The organism is Enterobacter sp. J49 (assembly GCF_002148625.1).
In the GTDB taxonomy this organism is placed as follows: Bacteria; Pseudomonadota; Gammaproteobacteria; order Enterobacterales; family Enterobacteriaceae; genus Enterobacter; species Enterobacter ludwigii.
On record NZ_MWPY01000028.1, the window covers coordinates 101,053 to 124,058 of the forward strand.

Annotated in this window: 22 protein-coding genes; 9 read left to right on the forward strand and 13 right to left on the reverse strand. The window is 55.4% G+C overall.

All coding sequences use genetic code 11. The features are described 5' to 3' along the window. The first annotated feature begins 32 nt into the window (after positions 1 to 32). Positions 33 to 755 (forward strand): purine-nucleoside phosphorylase, encoded by a 723-nt coding sequence (gene deoD, locus BJP35_RS07815; RefSeq protein WP_013095492.1) that lies wholly within the window; start codon positions 33 to 35, stop codon positions 753 to 755. 46 nt (positions 756 to 801) lie between these two features. Here the strand turns inward: deoD and BJP35_RS07820 are convergent, their stop codons facing one another. From BJP35_RS07820 to BJP35_RS07860, 9 genes are all read right to left on the reverse strand, one after another. Beyond that, entirely contained in the window at positions 802 to 1,503 is a 702-nt protein-coding gene (locus BJP35_RS07820) for a DUF1120 domain-containing protein (protein WP_014168530.1), read from the reverse strand. A gap of 117 nt (positions 1,504 to 1,620) precedes the next feature. Then, entirely contained in the window at positions 1,621 to 2,190 is a 570-nt protein-coding gene (locus tag BJP35_RS07825; protein WP_237767346.1) for a hypothetical protein, read from the reverse strand. After that, positions 2,187 to 4,601, reverse strand: coding sequence for a fimbrial biogenesis usher protein (locus tag BJP35_RS07830; RefSeq protein ID WP_063214207.1), 2,415 nt, complete (start codon positions 4,599 to 4,601; stop codon positions 2,187 to 2,189). Before BJP35_RS07830 ends, BJP35_RS07825 begins: the two co-directional genes overlap by 4 nt. Positions 4,602 to 4,616: 15 nt before the next feature. Next, on the reverse strand, positions 4,617 to 5,321 hold the full coding sequence (locus BJP35_RS07835) for a fimbria/pilus chaperone family protein (RefSeq protein ID WP_044867940.1): 705 nt from the start codon (positions 5,319 to 5,321) through the stop codon (positions 4,617 to 4,619). 70 nt (positions 5,322 to 5,391) lie between these two features. Next, positions 5,392 to 6,108 carry a DUF1120 domain-containing protein gene (locus BJP35_RS07840; RefSeq protein ID WP_014168534.1) on the reverse strand — a complete coding sequence of 239 codons (717 nt, stop codon included), beginning with the start codon at positions 6,106 to 6,108 and terminating at the stop codon, positions 5,392 to 5,394. A gap of 252 nt (positions 6,109 to 6,360) precedes the next feature. Next, on the reverse strand, positions 6,361 to 7,071 hold the full coding sequence (locus BJP35_RS07845; protein ID WP_020885275.1) for a DUF1120 domain-containing protein: 711 nt from the start codon (positions 7,069 to 7,071) through the stop codon (positions 6,361 to 6,363). A gap of 271 nt (positions 7,072 to 7,342) precedes the next feature. Continuing rightward, positions 7,343 to 8,035: a DUF1120 domain-containing protein gene (locus BJP35_RS07850; protein WP_020885274.1), complete on the reverse strand. Its 693-nt coding sequence runs from the start codon at positions 8,033 to 8,035 to the stop codon at positions 7,343 to 7,345. Positions 8,036 to 8,443: 408 nt separating this feature from the next. Further along, positions 8,444 to 9,460 carry a lipoate--protein ligase LplA gene (gene lplA / locus BJP35_RS07855; RefSeq protein WP_063156955.1) on the reverse strand — a complete coding sequence of 339 codons (1,017 nt, stop codon included), beginning with the start codon at positions 9,458 to 9,460 and terminating at the stop codon, positions 8,444 to 8,446. A 39-nt stretch (positions 9,461 to 9,499) separates the two neighbouring features. Beyond that, complete coding sequence (locus BJP35_RS07860; protein ID WP_020885273.1) at positions 9,500 to 10,144, reverse strand: YtjB family periplasmic protein; 645 nt, start codon at positions 10,142 to 10,144, stop codon at positions 9,500 to 9,502. A 117-nt stretch (positions 10,145 to 10,261) separates the two neighbouring features. Between BJP35_RS07860 and serB the strand changes: the two genes are divergently transcribed. The 3 genes from serB to nadR are packed head-to-tail and all read left to right on the forward strand — an operon-like array spanning position 10,262 to position 13,895. Then, a complete protein-coding gene (gene serB, locus BJP35_RS07865) occupies positions 10,262 to 11,230 on the forward strand; it encodes a phosphoserine phosphatase (RefSeq protein ID WP_020885272.1) in 969 nt (322 codons plus the stop codon). A gap of 11 nt (positions 11,231 to 11,241) precedes the next feature. Next, positions 11,242 to 12,627 (forward strand): DNA repair protein RadA, encoded by a 1,386-nt coding sequence (radA, locus tag BJP35_RS07870; RefSeq protein WP_014168542.1) that lies wholly within the window; start codon positions 11,242 to 11,244, stop codon positions 12,625 to 12,627. A gap of 35 nt (positions 12,628 to 12,662) precedes the next feature. After that, complete coding sequence (nadR, locus tag BJP35_RS07875) at positions 12,663 to 13,895, forward strand: multifunctional transcriptional regulator/nicotinamide-nucleotide adenylyltransferase/ribosylnicotinamide kinase NadR (RefSeq protein WP_014168543.1); 1,233 nt, start codon at positions 12,663 to 12,665, stop codon at positions 13,893 to 13,895. 58 nt (positions 13,896 to 13,953) lie between these two features. Here nadR and BJP35_RS07880 read toward each other — a convergent pair whose 3' ends face one another. Then, positions 13,954 to 14,955: a zinc-binding alcohol dehydrogenase family protein gene (locus BJP35_RS07880; protein ID WP_020885270.1), complete on the reverse strand. Its 1,002-nt coding sequence runs from the start codon at positions 14,953 to 14,955 to the stop codon at positions 13,954 to 13,956. Positions 14,956 to 15,063: 108 nt separating this feature from the next. On the opposite strand from BJP35_RS07880, the gene BJP35_RS07885 reads away from it, so the two are divergent. Next, positions 15,064 to 15,963 (forward strand): LysR family transcriptional regulator, encoded by a 900-nt coding sequence (locus tag BJP35_RS07885; protein ID WP_025205491.1) that lies wholly within the window; start codon positions 15,064 to 15,066, stop codon positions 15,961 to 15,963. A 63-nt stretch (positions 15,964 to 16,026) separates the two neighbouring features. On the opposite strand, the gene ettA is transcribed toward BJP35_RS07885, so the two are convergent. Beyond that, on the reverse strand, positions 16,027 to 17,694 hold the full coding sequence (gene ettA, locus BJP35_RS07890; RefSeq protein WP_014168546.1) for an energy-dependent translational throttle protein EttA: 1,668 nt from the start codon (positions 17,692 to 17,694) through the stop codon (positions 16,027 to 16,029). A gap of 227 nt (positions 17,695 to 17,921) precedes the next feature. On the opposite strand from ettA, the gene sltY reads away from it, so the two are divergent. Together sltY and trpR are read left to right on the forward strand one after the other, a co-directional pair. Then, positions 17,922 to 19,859, forward strand: coding sequence for a murein transglycosylase (gene sltY / locus BJP35_RS07900; RefSeq protein WP_047743367.1), 1,938 nt, complete (start codon positions 17,922 to 17,924; stop codon positions 19,857 to 19,859). Positions 19,860 to 19,913: 54 nt separating this feature from the next. Continuing rightward, entirely contained in the window at positions 19,914 to 20,243 is a 330-nt protein-coding gene (gene trpR / locus BJP35_RS07905) for a trp operon repressor (protein WP_020885267.1), read from the forward strand. Here the strand turns inward: trpR and yjjX are convergent. After that, complete coding sequence (gene yjjX, locus BJP35_RS07910) at positions 20,234 to 20,749, reverse strand: inosine/xanthosine triphosphatase (protein ID WP_014168549.1); 516 nt, start codon at positions 20,747 to 20,749, stop codon at positions 20,234 to 20,236. The genes trpR and yjjX overlap by 10 nt on opposite strands. A 50-nt stretch (positions 20,750 to 20,799) precedes the next feature. On the opposite strand from yjjX, the gene gpmB reads away from it, so the two are divergent. Then, a complete protein-coding gene (gene gpmB, locus BJP35_RS07915; RefSeq protein WP_014168550.1) occupies positions 20,800 to 21,447 on the forward strand; it encodes a 2,3-diphosphoglycerate-dependent phosphoglycerate mutase GpmB in 648 nt (215 codons plus the stop codon). Here gpmB and robA read toward each other — a convergent pair. Next, positions 21,444 to 22,313, reverse strand: coding sequence for an MDR efflux pump AcrAB transcriptional activator RobA (robA, locus tag BJP35_RS07920; protein ID WP_014168551.1), 870 nt, complete (start codon positions 22,311 to 22,313; stop codon positions 21,444 to 21,446). The two genes, gpmB and robA, sit on opposite strands and share 4 nt — an antisense overlap. Positions 22,314 to 22,524: 211 nt before the next feature. Between robA and creA the strand changes: the two genes are divergently transcribed. Beyond that, positions 22,525 to 22,995, forward strand: coding sequence for a protein CreA (gene creA, locus BJP35_RS07925; protein WP_014168552.1), 471 nt, complete (start codon positions 22,525 to 22,527; stop codon positions 22,993 to 22,995). Positions 22,996 to 23,006: the final 11 nt, after the last annotated feature.

The following is a 23,006-nucleotide window of genomic DNA, read 5'->3' on the forward strand; positions in this document are numbered from 1 at the left end:
GCCCGGCAAAAACACGATAAAAGGAACTGAAGATGGCAACTCCTCACATTAATGCCGAAATGGGTGATTTCGCTGACGTCGTATTGATGCCGGGCGACCCGCTGCGCGCGAAGCACATTGCAGAAACTTTCCTCGAAGACGTGCGTGAAGTGAACAACGTTCGCGGCATGCTGGGCTTCACCGGTACGTACAAAGGCCGCAAAATCTCCGTGATGGGTCACGGTATGGGTATCCCATCCTGCTCCATCTACACTAAAGAGCTGATCACCGATTTCGGCGTGAAGAAAATCATTCGCGTAGGCTCCTGCGGTGCAGTACGTATGGACGTTAAGCTGCGTGATGTGGTTATCGGCATGGGCGCGTGCACGGACTCTAAAGTTAACCGTATGCGTTTCAAAGACCATGACTTTGCCGCCATCGCTGACTTCGGCATGGTGCGTAACGCGGTTGACGCCGCAAAAGCGCTGGGCGTAGACGCACGCGTGGGTAACCTGTTCTCTGCTGATCTGTTCTATGCACCAGACGGCGGCGAGATGTTCGACGTGATGGAAAAATACGGCATCCTGGGTGTGGAAATGGAAGCGGCAGGGATCTACGGTGTCGCGGCTGAGTTTGGCGCGAAAGCACTGACCATCTGCACCGTGTCTGACCATATCCGTACGCACGAGCAGACGACCGCTGCTGAGCGTCAGACCACCTTCAACGACATGATCAAAATCGCGCTGGAATCCGTTCTGCTGGGCGACAAAGAGTAATGTTGTACTGCCGGGCGGCGTCCGCTGCCCGGCATGCTCCTCCCGGTTACAAATACACCACGCTGATGGTCGCCTGACCGTCAAACTCCGTATCTTCCGTTAAAGACAGATTCTTCAGATTCTCGACCGCCAGCGACACGTTCAGCGGGAAAGAGACGCTGGTGACCGCCATTGGGTCGTTTTTGCCCGCCGGCGCAACGCTCATCAGACCCAAATCTTTATTGGCGATGGTACCACCGTTGGCTTTCTGCCAGCGGCTCACGCCCGCTCCCGCGGTCACGGCCGTACGGATAGGCTCAGCGTTATTGCCGTTCGCCGTCACATCGCCTGGCGTGGTGTAAATGGAGTACGCGCCGATGTTTTTACCATCGTGCGTTTTGCCCAGCCCAAAGGTGTTCATCGCACCGCGAAGCTCACCGCCGTTAGCATTGGCGTTTTTCACCTTCAGGTTACTGCTGCCCGTGCTGGCGTTGGAATCGGTACGGTTATCCGCAATGCTCCAGCCCACCTTTGTTGGCGTTGGGCAGTTGATCGTCAGCATCACCCCTTTTTCGCCCAGCTGCGTAGCCTGGGTTTGCGACAAATCGCCAATATGAATCCTGCCAAAATCGATCACGCCATTATTGCTCAGCTCCGGTACACACGAGGCACCGGCAAGCGAGGCTTTGACTTTCAGCACGGCGGTATCGCCCGCGTGTGCGGATGTGGCCGCCAGGGCCAGCGCGACAACGAGTAAACATTTTTTCATTGTTAATCCTTAACATAAATAAAAAGCATGATATTGCGGGGTATTAACCCGTCAGTATTGGTAACGGTAGTGCTTTTCTACGCTTCACGCAGGCAGGTACCTGACGCGTGAATGGGGTTATTCCTGTGTTAATAATTCCCAGGCCATATTGCTCTCAAGAAGGGTATTGTCAGCAACATGACGAAGCTGGCTGTTATTAATGACGGGAACAATCTTAAGGGTGAAGCTCATGTGTTTACCCCGCACCGGCGCGGCATTTTGCCGGGCAACGAGACCTTCATTATTTTTGATAAACGCGCGTTGCGTCGGGCTGGAGGAGGGCGTAAAACCGATACGGTCCGTCGTTTTCGCCAGCGTGCAGGCATGCCCGTCAACCACCATATTGTCGGCAATAATGGCCAGTCGCCCGTCCAGACCAAAGAGAACCCCCCCGTTGACGCCGGCAGTGGACTGCAGAAACAGCGCCATCACTCTCGGCTCGGGGCAGAAGACGTTGGCCGTAATTTCTTTGGCCGGCATCCGGTTCCAGTTCTTCTGCGAGGCGGCGATATCCGACGGTTTGAGTTTTCCAAACGAGACAACAGGCTGCGAAAACGTAACCTGACACTCTTCACTGGACGCGCGTGCGGAGAAGAGCAAAATCATGCTGGCAAACGCCGCGAATAAAAGGGAATAACAGGTTTTCACTGGCACATTCCTTCTGCTTTTTCGTAATAGGACTCGGTATTTTTGTCTTCGCTGAGCGAATACGTGATGTGGCAAATTTTTGCCATGTTGTCGTCCACCACATACAGGGCGGGCGCATCCGTGGCGTCGGGAATAAACACGCTGCCGTTATCCATTACGCTCACGATATAACGGCTGTCTTTATCCACCACGCTAAGCCCTCTGGCGAGCCATGACCCGTCAGGGCGTTTCACGCTCAGCATTAGACGACGCGTGTTCAGCACGTGGAAATCCACCTGCGCGAATGAGCCGTAAGCTGCAGAAACGGTCTGTATCCCGTTCGATAAATCCATTCCCTGTGGCAGGGAGCTGGCATCAATGACAATCTGAGAGGTTTGCCACTCGCGCAGACCCGGCACCACGGCTTGTCCCCACGCATCGGTCCAGACGGTTCCATCGGGCGTGGTGATTTGAATACCGCTTTCCGGCTCGCTTAATCGCGCAATGCCAAAGGTGTCTTTAATCGGGTAGGGTGCAAACGTAATGCCATGACCATGCAGGGCGATGCCGCCGCTGAGGGAGGTGCTGTAATTATGCTGGTTCCCGTCATTCAGCCCTGCGGCCATGCCCAGCTGTGCGTAGTGCAGGTTGGTGCTGACATTGCCGTTAAACGACTGGGTCTTGTCCTGATTATCGCGATCGACCGAGAGGTTGTAATTGGTGTTCTGACCCCACGATCCGCTGTCCTGAATACCGAGGTTTTGTTTTTCACCCTGGCTGCGCATATAGGTACTGATGCGCTCAGTGCCAAACGGAATGACCAGATTAAGATAGAGCAGGTCGCCATCACTTGTGCCGCCCTTCTCCGTCTCACTGTTGCTGAGGGCGTGCTGCCAGTTCACTGAGAGCGACGTGTGCCCCAGACTCTTGCCCCAGGAGACCATCAGGTAGCGGGAGCTACTGCTCTCTTCATCGCCGGCATTCTCGCTGTACTGGAATGAAAGCGAGCCAACCCACGCGTTGTTCCAGTTGAGGCTGGTATTCCAGGCGCTTTGATAGCGCTGGGATTCAGCGTCCATCGCCTCGTTTAACTCCCGGTAGCCGGTGCTGTAAGTTGATGCGCTGACCCCAAGCGTGAGTTGCTCAGGCAGGGAAAGGTGACTTTGCAATTCTATCTTGCGGCCATTTTGTTGACCGTAGAACTGCGCGCGGCTCATCTGAACGCTGGGAGAAAGGAGCCAGTACTCGGCTGGCGACCATTCCAGCATCGCCCCGACCGCCTGATACTGCTCTGCCAGCACGCCCGCCGTGACGCCGGTGAGCTGGGGCGTAAACCGGGTTCCATCAGAAAAATTAAATACCCAGGGCGACCCTTGTTCATCCCCGGTATCGCGAACTTTACCCAAAGAGACGCTGAGCCCTTCGGTGCGCGTCATCCCGCTCACGTTCAGTGAGGAGGAGGGAACCGTAAACGTCGTGGTGGAACCGTCGGTTTCGACCACGCTGATGTCCAAATCCACGTTGCCACGTACCACCGGGACATCGGTCAGAGTAAACGGACCGGCATTCACCAGCGAAGAGTAGATAACCTGCCCGGACTGACGAACGTCAACGCGCGCCTGGTTGGTGCGGGCGATGCCGGAAATGGTCGTCGCCGGAATATTCGGTTGCAGGCCCGTTTCCGGCAGGAACTGAACGCCATTAATTTGTGCGCCACTGAACAGCGCCGAGTTGACGTTAATCTGCCCCGCCTGAATGCGAAGTTTCCGTTCTTCGAAGACGTGTTCCGCGTAGGTATAGAGATTCTCTGTGCTGCGGGTTCCGTTATCGTCGGTCAGGATAAAGTTGCTGCGCAGCGTCCAGTTCGCCACGTTGAGACCGGCGCCAATATTGCCCTGGGAAAAGGTACTGTTTCCACCGCTGCCGTACTCGTTGTAGTTGCTGAACGCACTGTAATTGATAAGACCCGCCGCACCGCCGTGCGCGTAGTATTTCGCGGCATAGAAACCATTGTCCATCGCCTCTGCGGGAACATAAATCTCAAGCGACTCCGCGTTGGGTAGCAGCGTGACGGTGGCCGTCGGGTAATCTTGCAGAAGACTATGGCAGGGCTCTTTTGCATCGATATTCAGCGGAAGAAGACCTGCCGCACGGGTAAAGTCATCATCCAGACACAGTTGCCCTTCCTCTCCCACGCGGATCGCAAGCGTACCTTTATCGACGCCGTTAATTTTTACCTGCACGGCATGCGGCCCCGGCAGGTATCGCTGGGCCTGGGAGAAGTAGTGGGCGAGGTTGGTGCTGATACCGCGGGTCGCCAGAATATCGGTATTAAAATCCATACCGGCCGCCAATACCGACTGGGCGGGCAACGTCAAAGCCCCCAGTATGGCGGCGCGAAGCGTCTGATTACGCAAAGAGAACTCAATCACCAAAACATCCCTGTCTTACTGGCGCGTCAGGGAAGCGGTAAAGCTCTCAACTTCAATCCCGTAACGGCTGGCCGGATTGAACTCAATGGCGTTATCGGTGCCATTAACCGGGGTGTCGGTCTGCACCGTCATGGTCTCTCCCGGCAGGATAAACGTCTTGTTGACCAGACCTTCCGTATGCGAAGGCAGTAAGGTGACAGAGGTGGAGAAACGGACCACGTAGGCGGACGGATTCTGCACCTTGACCTCTTTCCCGGTGACTGACCAGGTCAGTAATTTCCAGGCGTCGGTGACCACCGGCAGATCTTTGGGATGGATCAGGACCGGTAAATCCTGACGCAGGTTGATCCCGACCTTCACGTTTTTATCCGTGCTTTTGGGCGGAATACCTTCGAACACCACGCGTTTGTACTGTTCAACGCTAAGCGGTTTGTCGGTTTCAAGAATAAAGCGAACCTGTTGCTCCTGGCCTGGCTCGAGGCGCACCACCGGCTGGGTGACGTTGAGTTTTACCCCCTGGTCGCCCCCGATATCCCGGATGGAGGTGTAAAGCAGGGTGGGAATGCTGTCGGTGTTTTTCACGCTCATGACGCCGCCGTGGTTCGCTTCGTCAATCAGCAGCAGGGTGGTTTCAGGCACCATTCCGGCGGCAAAAAGCGAAGCCGGAAGGGCGAGGCACAGTGAGCAGATCAAACGTGTTGATGTGTGGATCGTAGACATAGTGGGTTTCATTCGCTGGTCAGGAAAAAACTCCCCATGTAACTGGAGAGTTTTGCGTCAGGGGGCTGGATTAGAGGTAAACCAGGGTGATCGTTGACTGGCCTTCAAGCTCGGTTTTGTCGGTCAGGGTCAGCTTGTCGCTTGGGGCTACGGCCAGCGCAATCTTCAGCGGGAATGCCGCGCTCATGAAGGCTAAAGGTGCACGCTGGCCGCTTTTGGAAACGGTCATGACGTCGGTGCCATCGTTGGAGAGGATGCCGCTGGTCCACATGTTCATCCAGCTTCTGCTGCTGATCGTGCCGCCGGTATACAGGGTAGCCGCGATAGGCTGTACCGCCGCGCCGTCTGCAGTAACGGAGGTCAGGTAGGTAGAAATGGCATACGCACCGATGTTCTCGCCGGCGCTGGTTTTACCTACGCCGTTCAGTTGGCTGGAGCCAGATGCCTGGCCACCGTTTGCGGTAGCGTTATCCACGTGGAACTGGTTAGCTGGCAGGCTGGCACCGGCGTTGGAGTCCGCTCGATCGTCGTGAAGCGTCCAGCCCACGCGTGTGGCGGATTGGCACTTGATGGTCAGGGTGACATCTTTATGGCCTGCCTGATATGGCACGCTGGAGGAGAGGGAGTCCAGACCGATTTCACCGAAGTTGGCCAGACCCCCGTTGCTGATTTCCGGCACGCAGCCTGCGCTGGTCAGTGAGCCCTGTACTTTGAGCATGGCGGTCGGTTCTGCGCAAACGGCTGTTGCCGCCATGGATAGCACGGTGGCAAGAAGAAGCTTTTTCATTGTTATTCCTTAACCTGAAAGAGAGTGACTAAAAAAGATATTTTTAGTCCGCAAAGTGCTTGCATGAATACACGTGTTAAATAACAAGCGCCGCTGATTCTATTAATGATTCACAGAATGCAATAATTAGATTTTCTAACGAGCACATTGAGATTTTATTAAGTCATTACAATCAGATATGAATGGATTTATATTCTGCTTTAAAACGGCGGAATATCTCCGCCGGAGAAAAGAAAACATGACCTTAACGTATCAGAGATAAACCAGCGTAATGGTGGTTTCGCCGCTCAGCTGAGCTTCATCGGTCGTGGTCAGGCGATCGGTATTCACAATGGCCATCGAGACTTTAAACGGGAAGACGACGTTGGTAATCGCCAGCGGAGAAGATTTGCCTGGGGTGGTCGCCGTCATAATTTCTGCGTTACCGTTGGCAATAATACCGGTACTCAGGTTACGCCACATGTATTCGCCATTGCTGTTGACGTACGCCGGGGCATAAATGGCCTGAGCCGGAAGACCATTGGCGGTAACTTCGTTCACGCGTGTTGCGATGGCATACGCCCCAATCTTTTCGCCCGCCGCCGTGGTGCCAACGCCATAGGTCGTACCAGCGCCCCAGGCATCACCTCCGTTATCCGCCGCATCGCGGATGTAGAACTGGCTGGACGTCAGGTCATTTGCCGCATTGGTATCTTCTTTATTGTCCGCGATGCTCCAGGCCACTTTGGTCGCTGAAGGGCAGGTAATGGTTAACGACATGTCCTTTTGACCCATCTGATTCGTCTGGGTAGGAGAAAGTTGATCCAGGGCGATGGTGCCAAAATCGATTGAACCGCCATTGCTTAATTCAGGCGTACAGGACGCATTATTCATTTTGCCTTTCACCTTCATCACAACGGTAGAGTCGGCGAGCGCAGCGTGAGAAGCCACGGCAATCAGAGTGGCGAGAAGAAGTTTTTTCACTGTTATTCCTTAACCAAAAAGTGGACATTTTCTTGTGTGCGTGTAATTAACGTATTGATTCACAAGCGCGGGAATTCTATTAATGGTCAGAGTTATTTGTGAAATGAGAAATTCTACACTCGGTTGTGAGTTTAATTAAGGGCTGTAAATACAATCATGTATGTATTTACGTCTTGCGAATAATATGATGGATGCAGTATGAATAAAGGAATAAAAAACGGCGAATTAAATTCGCCGTCAGAGATACGTTATCGCCTGAGCGATAATTTAATTAGAGGTATTTCAGCGTAATGGTCGCCTGACCATCCAGTTCGGTATCTTCGGTAATGCTCAGTCTGTTGGTATTCCTGATTGCCATGGAGACTTTCATTGGGAATACGGCTTCGGTAAAGGCCATCGGCACGAGTTCACCCGGTTTGGCGACGGACATGGTTTCGTAGTCATCCAGAACAAGACGACCCGTCGTATTTTTATTCCATTTAGTCAGATTAGTGCCTCCCGCGGTAATCGCATCAGCAGGTGCGCCGTCTACCGTGACATATGGCAGGTTGGTATACACTGCCCATCCGCCAATCTTCTGGCCCTCTTTGGTAAAACCTAAACCGCTTGTGTACTGAGGGCTGAATGTCGAGCTGCCATCAACGGCAGAATCATCGACTTCAATATAATGGCCGTCAGCCAGACTGTCTTTGCGGTTGTCGTACATTGTCCAGCCGACTTTGGTCGCAGAATTACAGGTAATTGTCATGGTAATATCACGCTGGCCGAGCTGGTTATCCTCAGTCGCGCTCAGTGAGCCCATTGATATTTTGCCATAATCTACTGCACCGCCGTTGCTCATTGTAGGAGTACATGACGCGTTGGTCAGTTTGCCTTGCACTTTCATGACGGCGGTGTTAGCCGCATGGGCTGCGGTCATGGACGTTGCCGCAGCGATGGCCGCGACAAGAAGAATTTTTTTCATTGTTGTTCCTTAACGAAGAGAAATTATAGAGCTGTCGACTAGTAATGTAATCAATAGGTTTTATATATGGGTGTAACCACGGGCAGTAGTATATTGTGGCTGCTCTAAATGGTGTATTTAGAATTTCTAAACGGGCAGTAATGAAAATATAAAAGCATAGATGGTGTGAATATTTTCACGCATTTTACGGGCATATTTCCGCTTTTATTGTTCAATTTATTATTGAAAGTTATTAGCGGTTTTCGTAAGGCCGGGAAGCATTCAATGCCCTTCCCGACGATAATATAATATTTTTTAATGAGATGGGGCAGGCTGGATCCCTGAAGCCTGCTTAAAAAATAAGAATAAGACGTTATCGCGTAAACAGGTTACATCACTCGCCCGGCGAAGCACGCCGGGCAACATGGTTTAGCGTACGGCCTGCGAAAGCCAGGCTGAAAGCTCGCCCAGCTCGATTGCCTGATCGGGGAACTCGCCACGTAATGCCTCACATGTCAGCTGCACCGTGTCGGCCCGATACAGGCAGCCCTGTAAGCGGCTGGCCAGCGCCTCCAGCGGCGCAGGGTTCAGGCTGTCCGTAAAGACCTGCGCCCGGGTAATGTGGCCTTTTTCCACGTCAAAATGAAGCTCCACGCCGCCCCAGGTGAAGCGCTCGTCCAGCAGGTGCGAGAAGGCCGGCGCCTGACCAAAGTTCCACTCCCAGCTGCTCTGACGGGCAAAGGTTTCCGCAAAGTTTGGCAGGTCAGGTGTGTTATCCGGGGAGATCACTTCGGCTTCGACCCGCTCGCCGTAGTGATCGAAAAACGCTTCGCGGATGGCATCGCAGATCTGTTCATGGGTGATGCCCGGCAGTAATTCGGTCAGGTTGGCGACGCGGCCTCGCACGGAGGTGATACCTTTGGCCTGCAGCTTTTTCTTATCGGGATTAAGGTAATTCGCAAGACGGCTGAGGTCGGCATTCAGCAACAATGTACCGTGATGGAATCCCCGGTCCAGGGTTTCACGGTAGGCGGAGCCGGAGACTTTGCGATCCCCGTCGGGGGTTTTGACGACCAGATCGTTGCGGCCTGACGCTTCGGCAGTCACGCCCAGCGATGTCAGGGCGTTAAGCACAATCGCGGTGGAAATGGTTTTATCGTATTCAGGTTTGCCCGCCATAAAGGTAAAGCAGGTATTGCCGAGGTCGTGAAATACCGCGCCGCCGCCGCTGCTGCGTCGCGCCAGGCGGACGTTATCCTCTTCCATACGCCGGGTATTACACTCTTTCCAGGGATTCTGCGCACGGCCAATCACCACCGTATCGGCGTTGCGCCATAAAAATAACACCCGTTGAGTGGCTGGCATCTGACGGAAGATGCACTCTTCTACCGCGAGATTGAACCAGGGATCGTGAGAGTCAGAGATAAGCAGGCGTAACGTCGTCATGGCAAAGTTCCTTTTCCGAATCGTAAGCCTACTTTATCACTATTCTTTCTTATCGCCCTCGTCCTCTTCGGGCACCGATTTACTGGCGGTCAGGAGGAAAGGCGATTGCTGCCAGCGGGTGCGTTTACCCTGCAGCAGCGTGCGTGCCAGCACCACACCGATGGCCAGCGAGAGCAGCAGCATCAGGCGCAAAATATTGGTGGTGTTGTCCACCTGTTTTGCTTCGGTGGGCAGGGTGTGGGTGTCGAGCGTCAGGCGCAAATACCCGAGCGGACCATTTTTCCCCTGCACGGGTTCGACGATCTGCTGATTGAAATAGCCGCCGGCTTTTTTGCCGTCCAGCGCCAGCCTGTCACGGACGTCAACGTGCTCACCGGCACGGGCGATCAAGTCGCCCTGTTCGTCATAGACACCGGCATCAAGAATGCGGCTGTTTTCGGTTAACTGGCGTAATATCTGACCTATGCGCTTCTCGTCCGGCGTTTCGGTGCGCATCGCCGGGGCGATGTTGAGCGTGACCTGACGCGCCAGAGTACGCGCCAGTTCCTCAAACTGCGGGTTACGTTGCCGCTGGTGATTCTGGCTGAACCACGATGCCCCTTGCATCAGCGCGACCAAGAGTGCGAGACATATCAGGACAATCACGGCACGATGAAGTCGGAATTTCAGTTTTGCGCGAGCCATATTCCACCTGCTGAAAATTTACGGCTTAATGTTGCCAGAAGTGATGGTTACAAGGTAGCCTCATGCGTTATTTTCCCTCTGGAACCTTCCGGCGCGAACGAATTCACAGGAGCTTCAATGCCGAACATTACCTGGTGCGACCTGCCTACGGATGTCTCTTTATGGCCAGGATTGCCGCTCTCTTTAAGTGGTGATGAGGTGATGCCTCTGGATTACCACGCTGGCCGTAGCGGCTGGCTGCTGTACGGACGCGGCCTGGACAAACAACGCCTGACCCAATATCAAACCAAACTGGGTGCAGCGATGGTCATCGTGGCGGCCTGGTGCGTAGAGGATTATCAGGTCATCCGCCTGGCAGGTTCCCTGACGCAGCGCGCGACCCGCCTGGCGCATGATGCTGGCCTGGACGTGGCGCCTCTCGGCAAAATTCCACACCTGAAAACGCCGGGTCTGCTGGTGATGGACATGGATTCCACCGCCATCCAGATCGAGTGCATCGACGAGATCGCCAGGCTTGCCGGCAGCGGCGAGCTGGTGGCCGATGTGACCGAACGCGCGATGCGCGGCGAGCTGGATTTCACCGCCAGTCTGAGACAGCGCGTGGCGACCCTGAAAGGGGCGGACGCGAACATCCTGCGCCAGGTGCGTGATGAGCTGCCGTTAATGCCGGGGCTGACGCAGCTGGTGCTGAAGTTAGAAACGCTGGGCTGGAAAGTGGCTATCGCCTCGGGCGGGTTCACCTTCTTCGCCGACTACCTTCGCGACACGTTGCGCCTGACCACCGTGGTGGCGAATGAGCTGGAAATCATGGACGGCAAGCTGACCGGCCAGGTGATCGGCGATATCGTGGATGCCCAGTACAAAGCCAATACCCTGACCCGTCTGGCGGAAAAATATGAAATTCCTGTCGTCCAGACCGTTGCCATCGGTGATGGCGCGAACGACCTGCCGATGATCAAAGCGGCAGGCCTTGGCATTGCCTACCATGCCAAGCCTAAAGTGAATGAAAAGACGGAAGTCACCATCCGTCATGCTGACCTGATGGGGGTGTTCTGCATTCTCTCCGGCAGCGTGAATCAGAAATAACGAGGTAAACCGTGGCGAAAGCTCCAAAACGCGCATTTGTCTGTAATGAATGTGGTGCGGATTATCCGCGCTGGCAGGGGCAATGTAGCGCCTGTCATGCCTGGAACACCATCACCGAAGTGCGTGGTGTGGCGGCTTCGCCGAGCGTGGCCCGCAATGAACGCCTGAGCGGTTATGCCGGCAACGCCGGTGTCGCGAAAGTGCAAAAGCTCTCGGATATCAGCCTCGAAGAGCTGCCGCGTTTCTCGACCGGCTTCAAAGAGTTTGACCGTGTGCTCGGCGGGGGAGTGGTGCCGGGCAGTGCGATCCTGATCGGCGGTAACCCGGGAGCGGGTAAATCAACACTGCTGTTGCAAACGCTCTGCAAGCTCGCCGAACAGATGAAAACCCTGTACGTCACCGGTGAAGAGTCCCTGCAGCAGGTGGCGATGCGTGCGCACCGTCTTGGCCTGCCAACCGGCAACCTCAACATGCTTTCGGAAACCAGCATTGAGCAAATCTGCATGATTGCCGAAGAAGAGCAGCCGAAGCTGATGGTTATCGACTCCATTCAGGTGATGCACATGGCGGATATCCAGTCTTCACCGGGGAGCGTGGCGCAGGTGCGTGAAACCGCCGCCTATCTCACGCGCTTTGCCAAAACGCGCGGTGTGGCGATTGTGATGGTCGGCCACGTCACGAAAGATGGCTCGCTGGCAGGGCCGAAAGTGCTGGAGCACTGTATCGACTGCTCCGTCATGCTCGACGGCGATGCCGATTCCCGTTTCCGTACGTTGCGCAGCCACAAAAACCGTTTTGGTGCGGTGAACGAGTTGGGCGTGTTTGCCATGACCGAGCAGGGGCTGCGTGAAGTCAGCAACCCGTCTGCCATCTTCCTCAGCCGGGGCGATGAAGTGACCTCCGGTAGCTCGGTGATGGTGCTCTGGGAAGGGACGCGTCCGCTGCTCGTGGAAATTCAGGCGCTGGTGGATCACTCAATGATGGGTAACCCACGGCGTGTGGCCGTTGGCCTGGAACAAAACCGCCTGGCGATCCTGTTGGCCGTACTGCACCGCCACGGCGGCCTGCAGATGGCGGATCAGGACGTGTTCGTCAACGTGGTCGGCGGGGTCAAAGTCACTGAGACCAGTGCGGATCTGGCGCTGCTGCTGGCAATGGTCTCCAGCCTGCGTGACAGACCGCTGCCGCAGGACCTGGTGGTGTTTGGTGAAGTGGGTCTGGCCGGGGAGATACGCCCGGTGCCAAGCGGCCAGGAGCGCATCTCCGAGGCGGCGAAGCACGGCTTTCGCCGCGCCATTGTGCCCGCCGCCAACGTGCCGAAAAAAATCCCGGAAGGGATGCAGGTCTTTGGCGTGAAGAAACTCGCAGATGCGTTAAATGTCTTTGACGACTTATAATTACGTATTCGATTTTGCAGGAGGCACCGTAATTTATGTCATCATTTGACTACATCAAGACCGCAATCCGCCAGAAAGGCTGCACGCTGCAGCAGGTGGCGGATGCCAGCGGCATGACCAAAGGCTACCTGAGCCAACTGCTGAACGCCAAAATCAAAAGCCCCAGCGCACAAAAGCTGGAAGCGTTGCACCGCTTTCTGGGGCTTGAATTCCCGCGTATGCAAAAGAACGTCGGCGTGGTATTTGGCAAGTTTTACCCGCTGCATACCGGGCACATCTATCTGATCCAGCGTGCCTGTAGCCAGGTGGACGAGCTGCATATCATCATGGGTTACGATGAAACCCGCGACCGTCAGCTGTTCGAGGACAGCGCCATGTCGCAGCAGCCAACCGTGCCGGATCGCCTGCGCTGGCTGCTGCAGACCTTTAAGTACCAGAAAAACATTCGTATTCATGCTTTTAATGAAGAGGGCATGGAGCCGTATCCGCACGGCTGGGATGTGTGGAGCAATGGCGTCAAAGCGTTCATGGACGAAAAGGGGATCACCCCGAACTGGATCTACACCTCTGAAGAGTCCGATGCGCCGCAGTTCCGCGAGCATCTGGGCATTGAAACCGTGCTGATCGATCCAAAGCGTACCTTTATGAACATCAGCGGGGCGCTGATCCGCGAAAACCCGTTCCGCTACTGGGATTACATCCCAACCGAGGTAAAACCGTTCTTTGTGCGCACCGTTGCGATTCTGGGCGGCGAGTCGAGCGGGAAATCGACGCTGGTCAACAAGCTGGCCAACATCTTTAACACCACCAGTGCGTGGGAGTACGGGCGTGATTACGTCTTCTCTCATCTGGGTGGTGACGAGATGGCGTTGCAGTACTCCGACTACGATAAAATCGCGCTGGGTCATGCGCAGTACATTGATTTCGCGGTGAAATACGCCAATAAAGTGGCCTTCATTGATACCGATTTCGTCACCACCCAGGCGTTTTGCAAAAAATACGAGGGACGCGAGCATCCGTTTGTGCAGGCGCTGATAGACGAATACCGCTTTGACCTGGTGATTTTGCTCGAAAACAACACCCCGTGGGTTGCCGACGGGATCCGCAGCCTCGGCAGTTCCGTCGACAGAAAAGAGTTCCAGAGCATGCTCATCGACATGCTGCACGAAAATAACGTGGAGTTTGTGCATGTGGAGGAGTCAGATTACGACAGCCGTTTCCTGCGCTGCGTAGAGCTGGTGAAAGAGATGATGGGGGAGCAGGGGTAATTCCCTCATCCTAACCCTCTCCTGAGGGAGAGGGCCGGTGTGAGGGGGAACACCCCCCTCAATACTCAACCACCACTTTGCCACGCATATGCCCGTCCAGCACTTTACGGTGCGCTTCGGTGATGCTTTCGACGCTCAGCCCGTGCAGCGTTTCGCTCAGTGAGCTTTCCACCACGCCGTTATCCACCAGCTTCGCAACCTCGTTTAAGATCTCGCCCTGACGCGCCATGTCGGCGGTCTGGTACATGCTGCGGGTGTACATAAACTCCCAGTGCAGCGCGGCGGATTTGGATTTCAGCTTATCCTGGTTCAGCGGATGTGCGTTCTCAACGATGGAGCAGATATGCCCCTGCGGTGCGATCAGTTCACTGACGGCATCCCAGTGGCCGTCGGTATCATTGAGAATGAAAATGTAATCCACAAACGTCAGGCCCTGTTTAGCCAGTTCACCTTTCAGGTCACGGTAATTCACCACGTGATCGGCACCGCGATCGCGACACCACTGAGCAGAATCTTCCCGCGAGGCGGTCGCGACGATCTTCACATTGCTGCGATGTTTCGCAAACGGGATCGCCAGCGATCCTACGCCGCCCGCGCCGCCAATAATGAGCAGCGTTTTGTCCGGGCCGGCATCCTGGATATTCAGCCGTTCAAACAATCCTTCCCAGGCGGTGAGGGCGGTTAACGGCAAGGCGGCCGCGGCAGCCCAGCCGAGGCTTACCGGCTTATGCCCGACAATGCGCGCATCGATCAGCTGATGGGTGGTATTGCTGCCCGGGCGGGTAATATCGCCCGCGTACCACACTTCATCCCCCGGTTTAAAACCGCTAACGCCTGCACCCACGGCTTTCACAATGCCGCTGGCGTCCCAGCCGAGAACGCGTGGTTCTGTCAGGCCGCTTCTGACGATGCCCGCGTGAACTTTGGTATCGACCGGGTTGATGGAAACGGCTTTTACCTCAACCAGCAGATCGTGCTCGCCGGGCTGCGGCATCGGTTGGGTAATTTCAATGAAATCAGCAGGACTGTCTGGATTAACGGCAATGGCTTTAACTGACATGGTGAGCTCCTTTATGGAAAGCGTGTTGTTGAGACTAGTCTATTAAGTGCTCAGCCGCGTGATAAGATGGACAATTGAGAACGAAGTGTTCGTACAGGATGAACAATCATGTTTAAACAACTTCAGGACATGGCGCTGTTTGCGCTGGTGGCAGAGTTGGGCAGCTTTACCGCGGCGGCACAGAAAGCTGAGCTGCCGAAATCCAGCGTCAGCCAGCGAATCAGTCAGCTTGAGCAGCAGGTGGGGATCCGCTTGCTCAATCGTACTACGCGCAGGCTGAACCTGACGTTCGCCGGCGAGCACTATCTGGTTCACTGCCGCGAGATGCTGGCGGCAAGTGAACGGGCGGAGTACGCCATTCAGCGGCTGCGTGAAAACCCCAGTGGTCGACTGCGCATCACCTGCCCAGCCGGGATCGGCGCGACGCTGCTGGCGCATTTGAATGCGGAGTTCCAGCTCCGCTATCCGGACGTTTCGCTTGACGTGTCCATTTCTGACGACGTGCTCGACCTGGTCGAGTCAGGTTTTGACGTGGCGCTGCGTACCGGTAAGCCGCAGGACTCCTCCCTGATTGGCCGTATGATCGGTCATTGCCCGCGTTATATGCTGGCCTCACCGACTTACCTGGCGCGCCGGGAGCCGCTGACGCATCCCCGGCAGCTGGTGGATCACCGCTGTATTACCCACAAGGCGTGGTCTGAGTGGCTGCTGCAAAGCGAAAGTGAGGATTACCGTTATCTGCCGGATAACGCCCATCTGACGGATAATCTGGTGTATGCGCGCGAATGTGCCATCGCCGGCGCCGGGATCACGCTGCTTCCCGCTTTTTTGCTTGAGGATAAGGTTGAAAAGGGCGCGCTGGTGAAGGTGCTGCCGGAGTGGAACGTCGAGGGGAACGATCTGTGGCTGGCTTACCCGAGCCGCAAGCTGAACTCGCCGGCGCTGATGCGTTATATCGACTTTGCGATGCAGTGTGATGAGGTGAAGCGGTTTTACGTGGGTGGGTGAACGGTGCGTCACTCACAGGGTGTAGGAACAAAAAAAACGGCAACTGACGTTGCCGTTTTACATTTATTTCGCGATACGTTTGTACTTAATACGTTTCGGCTCCAGCGCATCCGCGCCCAGCGTACGTTTCTTGTACTCTTCGTATTCGGTGAAGTTACCTTCGAAGAACTCCACTTTCCCCTCGTCCTGGTAGTCCAGGATGTGGGTTGCGATACGGTCAAGGAACCAACGGTCGTGCGAGATAACCATTGCACAGCCCGGGAACTCCAGCAAGGCGTTTTCCAGTGCGCGCAGGGTTTCAATGTCCAGGTCGTTGGTCGGTTCATCGAGCAGCAGCACGTTACCGCCAACCTGCAGCAGTTTGGCCAGGTGCAGACGACCACGTTCACCACCGGAGAGCTCGCCCACGCGTTTACCCTGGTCGGTGCCTTTGAAGTTAAAGCGGCCAACGTAAGCGCGGCTTGGCATTTCGGTGTTACCGATACGCATGATATCCAGGCCGCCGGAGACTTCTTCCCACACGGTTTTGCTGTTATCCATGGCGTCACGGAACTGGTCAACGGAAGCCAGTTTCACGGTTTCACCCAGAGTGATTGAACCACTGTCTGGCTGTTCCTGACCGGACATCATGCGGAACAGGGTGGATTTACCCGCGCCGTTCGGACCGATGATCCCCACGATGGCTCCTTTCGGTACGGAGAAGGTCAGGTCATCAATCAGCAGGCGATCGCCATAAGACTTACGCAGATTGGTGACTTCAACCACTTTATCCCCCAGACGTGCGCCAGGCGGAATAAACAGTTCGTTGGTCTCGTTACGTTTCTGGTATTCGGTATTGTTCAGCTCTTCAAAGCGTGCCAGACGGGCTTTGCCCTTAGACTGACGGCCTTTAGCGCCCTGACGAACCCACTCCAGCTCTTTCTCGATAGACTTACGACGCGCGGCTTCCTGAGAGGCTTCCTGCGCCAGACGCTGGTCTTTCTGCTCCAGCCAGGAGGAGTAGTTGCCTTCCCATGGAATGCCTTCACCACGGTCAAGCTCCAGGATCCAGCCTGCAACGTTGTCGAGGAAGTAACGGTCGTGGGTGATCGCCACAACGGTGCCTTCGAAATCGTGCAGGAAACGCTCCAGCCATGCCACGGATTCCGCATCCAGGTGGTTGGTCGGTTCGTCGAGCAGCAGCATGTCTGGCTTTTCCAGCAGCAGACGGCACAGCGCCACGCGGCGGCGTTCACCCCCGGAGAGGTTCGCGATTTTCGCATCCCAGTCTGGCAGACGCAGGGCGTCAGCGGCGCGCTCGAGCTGCACGTTCAGGTTGTGGCCGTCATGCGCCTGGATAATCTCTTCAAACTTGCCTTGCTGAGCGGCCAGTTTATCGAAGTCCGCATCCGGTTCAGCGTATTTGGCATACACTTCATCCAGACCTTTCAGTGCGTTAACGACGTCAGAAACCGCCTCTTCAACGGATTCACGAACGGTGTGTTCCGGGTTGAGCTGAGGCTCCTGCGGCAGGTAGCCAATTTTGATGCCAGGCTGCGGACGGGCTTCACCTTCGATGTCTGTATCGATGCCGGCCATGATGCGCAGCAGGGTGGACTTACCGGCACCGTTGAGACCCAGAACACCGATTTTTGCGCCCGGGAAGAAGCTCAGCGAGATATTTTTAAGAATATGACGTTTCGGCGGGACAACTTTGCCGACACGATGCATGGTATAAACGAATTGAGCCACGTTGGACTTCGCCTCTTTTATCGTGATGAGAAAGAATATCAGCCTCGAAGTGTAGCCTTTTTCCCGTCCTAATCCCAGCCAGGAACGTCGGGAGTGTTAAAACGCGCAAGAAAGGTAAAAAAGTGTCCGCGACGTGGCGCGTTGCAGGATGCCTGGTTAGCATAAGTTAATTAGACTTTGACGTGGCAAGACGCTGCAATTGACGAAAAAACAATGAGGAAGAGCTTGTGGGAAAAGCCAAACAGGTGGTCTGGCGTCTGCTGGCTGCCAGCGTATGCGTGATGGCGGCAAGCCAGGCGGTGCATGCCGATTCACTGGATGAACAACGTAATCGCTACGTCCAGATTAAACAGGCGTGGGACAATAAGCAGATGGATACCGTGCAGGCGCTGATGCCGACCTTAAAAGCGTATCCTCTCTATCCGTATCTGGAGTATCGGCAGATCACTGACGATCTCATGAATCAACCCACGGTCACCGTGAATAACTTTATTCAGGCGAACCCGACGCTGCCGCCCGCGCGGACGCTGCAGTCTCGTTTTGTGAACGAACTGGCACGTCGTGAAGACTGGCGTGGGCTGCTGGCGTTTAGCCCGGAAAAACCGAACACCACCGAAGCCCAGTGTAACTATTACTATGCGAAGTGGGTTACCGGACAGCAGGAAGAGGCCTGGGCGGGCGCGAAAGATCTGTGGTTGACCGGAAAAAGCCAGCCAAATGCCTGTGATTCCCTCTTTGGCGCATGGCGTGCGTCAGGTAAGCAGGATCCGCTGGCGTACCTTGAACGTATTCGCCTGGCGATGAAAGCCGGAAACACGCGGCTGGTTACCACGCTTGCGGGACAAATGCCGTCTGATTATCAGACGATCTCAACCGCCGTCATCGCCCTGGCGAACGATCCGAACAGCGTACTGACCTTTGCCCGCAACACCGGCGCGACCGACTTTACCCGCCAGATGGCTGCGGTGGCTTTTGCCAGCGTGGCACGTGACGACGTGGAAAATGCGCGGCTGATGATCCCGCAGCTGGTGCAGGCGCAGCAGCTCAATGAAGATCAAACTCAGGAGCTGCGCGACATTGTGGCGTGGCGACTGATGAGCACCGATGTAACCGACGAGCAGGCGCGCTGGCGAGACGATGCGATTATGCGTTCGAACTCCACGTCGCTGGTGGAGCGCCGCGTGCGTATGGCGCTGGGGACGGGCGATCGCCGGGGGCTGAATACCTGGCTTGCGCGTCTGCCAATGGACGCCAAAGAGAAAGACGAATGGCGTTACTGGCAGGCGGATCTGCTGATGGAGCGCGGGCGTGACGATGAAGCCAAAGAGATCCTCCATGCGCTGATGCAGCAGCGTGGGTTCTATCCGATGGCGGCCGCGCAGCGACTGGGTGAGGAGTACACGTTCCGCATTGATAAAGCACCTGCTAACGCCAACCCGGCGTTGACTCAGGGGCCAGAAATGGCGCGCGTTCGCGAGCTGATGTACTGGAACATGGACAATACCGCCCGTAGCGAATGGGCGAATCTGGTGACCAGCCGTACGACCGATGAGAAGGCACAGCTTGCCCGCTATGCCTTTGATAACCACTGGTGGGATCTGAGCGTGCAGGCAACGATCGCCGGCAAGCTGTGGGATCATCTCGAAGAGCGTTTCCCGCTGGCCTATAAAGATCTGTTTGAGCGCTACACCAGCGGTAAAGACATTCCGCAAAGCTACGCCATGGCCATTGCCCGTCAGGAGAGTGCGTGGAACCCGAAAGTCCGTTCCCCGGTCGGGGCCAGCGGCCTGATGCAGGTGATGCCGGGAACCGCGACGCACACGGTGAAGATGTTTAACATCCCGGGATACAGCAGCCCGTCACAGCTGCTGGATCCGGAGACCAACATCAATATCGGTACCAGCTACCTGCAGTATGTTTATCAGCAGTTCGGCAATAACCGCATCTTCTCCTCAGCGGCGTATAACGCAGGCCCGGGCCGCGTGCGCACCTGGCTTGGCAACAGCGCCGGGCGCATTGACGCCGTCGCGTTTGTGGAAAGTATTCCGTTCTCGGAAACCCGCGGCTATGTGAAGAACGTATTGGCTTATGACGCCTACTATCGCTATTTCATGGGACAAAAAGATACCCTGATGAGCGATGCTGAGTGGCAGAGACGTTACTGATGGGGCGGGTTGTGTTATGCTGTACTCGTTAATGAGTACAACAGGCGGCATAACATGACCCAGCATTCCCCGTATTCCTCGGCAATGGCCGAACAACGTCATCAGGAGTGGCTTCGTTTTGTGGAGTTGCTCCGCCAGTCTTACGACCAGGATCTGCATTTGCCTTTATTGCAGCTGATGCTGACGCCGGATGAGCGTGAAGCCCTGGGCACACGCGTGCGGATCATCGAAGAGCTGTTGCGCGGCGAGATGAGCCAGCGTGAGCTCAAAAATGAACTGGGCGCGGGTATCGCGACGATCACCCGCGGATCGAACAGCCTGAAATCCGCGCCGGTGGAACTGCGTCAGTGGCTGGAGTCTGTGCTGCTGGGCGCTCAGCGATAAATCGCGTTATGGAACGGGCTCAGGGCCAGAATCACCGCCTGGTGGTAAACGCCTGAACGCGTTAGTGCGCCAGCGGTAAAGACGCCAATCGCGCCTTCTTTGCGGCCAATTTCATCGATGCCGGTGTACTGAGACATCACCGGCCCGAGCGCTTCACCCGCAGATACTTTTTCCAGAATGATTTTTGGCAGCGGCAGGGTTGCTGAACGCGCTTCTCCACGCTGTTCACGGTTCTCGATGACCACCCAGCTGAACGTCGCGCCTTCGTCGATACCCGCTTCAATTGCCACCCAGAAGTCAGCATCCGGTGCGGCAGCCCTGGCGTTTGCCACGCGATTTCGTGCGCCAGCGCGCGTTTCCTCGCTGCCAAACGGCTGTTCAGGCACGCCGCTCTCGACGCCGATGGCATCAATATGGCAGGATCCTTCGCCGAAAATCTCTTCGAATGCCCTTAGAATTGCCTGAATTTTGGCAGGATTGGTGGTAGCAGAGACAACATGGTGCATAATTAAGCTCGATTCAAAAAAAACTCATCGCAGTATAACGGAAAAAAAGCATGTTACAGGTATACCTTGTTCGCCACGGTGAGACGCAGTGGAACGCCGAGCGACGTATTCAAGGCCAGTCAGACAGTCCTCTTACTGAAAAGGGTGTGCAGCAGGCGTGGCAGGTGGCAGAACGCGCCAGAACGCTGGGCATTACGCATGTTATCACCAGCGACTTAGGTCGCACACAGCAGACGGCGCGCATCATTGCCGATGCCTGTGGTTGTGATGTCATGATCGAGCCGCGTCTGCGCGAGCTGGATATGGGCGTGCTGGAAAAACGGCATATCGATACGCTGACGGAAACGGAAGAGGGCTGGCGTCGCACGCTGGTCAACGGCACCGAAGATGGTCGTATTCCGGAAGGCGAATCCATGCAGGAGCTGAGCGTGCGTATGCATGCCGCGCTGGCGGAATGCCTGAAGCTTCCGGCCGGGAGCCGTCCGCTGCTGGTGAGTCACGGTATTGCGCTGGGCTGCCTGGTGAGCACGATTCTGGGGTTACCTGCGTATGCAGAGCGCCGTTTGCGTCTGCGCAACTGCTCTATTTCCCGTATCGACTATCAGGAAAGCGCGTGGCTGGCGTCAGGTTGGGTCGTAGAGATGGCAGGGGACATTTCGCATCTTGATGCCCCTGCGCTTGACGAACTTCAGCGTTAACGACGTATCGGAATTAAGAATTCCATACGCAGATTGATGGGGCCTTCTTCCGGTTTAGCATCGCTTGCCGGATAGTAGCGCTCAATATCCTGACCTTTACGGCGATTCAGGTTCAGCATTGGCATGCAGGTTCCGTAAACGGTCAGGATAAATTCCTGTACACCCGTTCCCAGCCCTTCATAAGCGAACATCACGTATTCGCCGCCTTCCAGCACCACGGGCTTTGAACCCTGAATATAGCCATTCGCCAGTTCTGGCGTTAACGCGGTGGTGTAGAACACCTCCTGCTCGTCGTCTTTTTCCTGGCTTGGGTGCGTTTCGTTGAGACCATACAGGATGGGCGGGATCGCCGGCGCATGGCTCAGGAAGTCGCGCCAGAACTGAACGCGCATCTGATGACGGAATTCGGAAATCTGCTCCAGCGAACAGGAGTAGCTTTGCGTCGTACCAATCAGGTGCGTTTCTGGCAGGGTGATAAATTCATATTTCGGCATTGCAAACTCGCCCAGACGCAGCGGCGGACGCATGCCAAACGAGCTCCAGTCAGGCGAGCGGCGATAGAGCGCTGGCGTTAACGAGAACTGTTTTTTAAAGGCGCGGGTAAAGGTTTGCTGCGAGTCGAAACGATATTGCAGTGCAATATCCAGAATCGGCCGCGCGGTCAGGCGTAATGCCACCGCTGATTTTGACAGACGACGTGCGCGGATATAGGCCCCGATAGCATGACCGGTGACATCCTTGAACATCCTTTGCAGATGCCACTTGGAATAGCCTGCTTTAGCCGCCACATTATCCAGTGACAAAGGCTGGTCGAGGTGACCTTCCAGCCAGGTGAGCAGGTCGCGAATAATTCCAGCCTGATCCATATACTATCCTCATCCTTAAAACAGCAGGTGCCTGATAACAGGTTAGCGGATAATAGCATTTTTTGATGTTTTAGCATTCAGTGTTTTTTTTGCTCATTAATGCCTTTTGTTCCTCGTTTTGGGTGAATATATTCTAATCCTGTGATCTTGCTACATTTTTGTCTACAGTGTTGAATAATCGCTCAGCGTAATTCTTAAAAATGGTAACAATATGAAATACAAGACTTTGATCTTCACTGCCCTGATGTTGACGGTGGGGCACGCCGCGCAGGCGGAACAGATTGGTTCTGTCGATACCGTTTTCAAAGTGTTCGGCCCGGACCACAAGATTGTGGTGGAGGCGTTTGACGATCCGGACGTGAAAAACGTCACCTGCTACGTTAGTCGGGCGAAAACCGGGGGCATTAAAGGCGGGCTTGGGCTGGCGGAAGATACCTCCGATGCGGCAATCTCCTGCCAGCAGGTCGGTCCTGTGGAGCTGAGTGACAAAATCAAAAACGGCAAAGCGCAGGGCGACGTTGTGTTCCAGAAACGGACCTCGCTGGTGTTTAAAAAGCTGCAGGTGGTGCGTTTTTATGACGCCAAACGCAACACGCTCGCCTATCTGGCCTATTCCGACAAAGTGGTTGAAGGCTCACCGAAAAACGCCATCAGCGCCGTGCCGATCATGCCATGGCACTAATTCAGGGATGA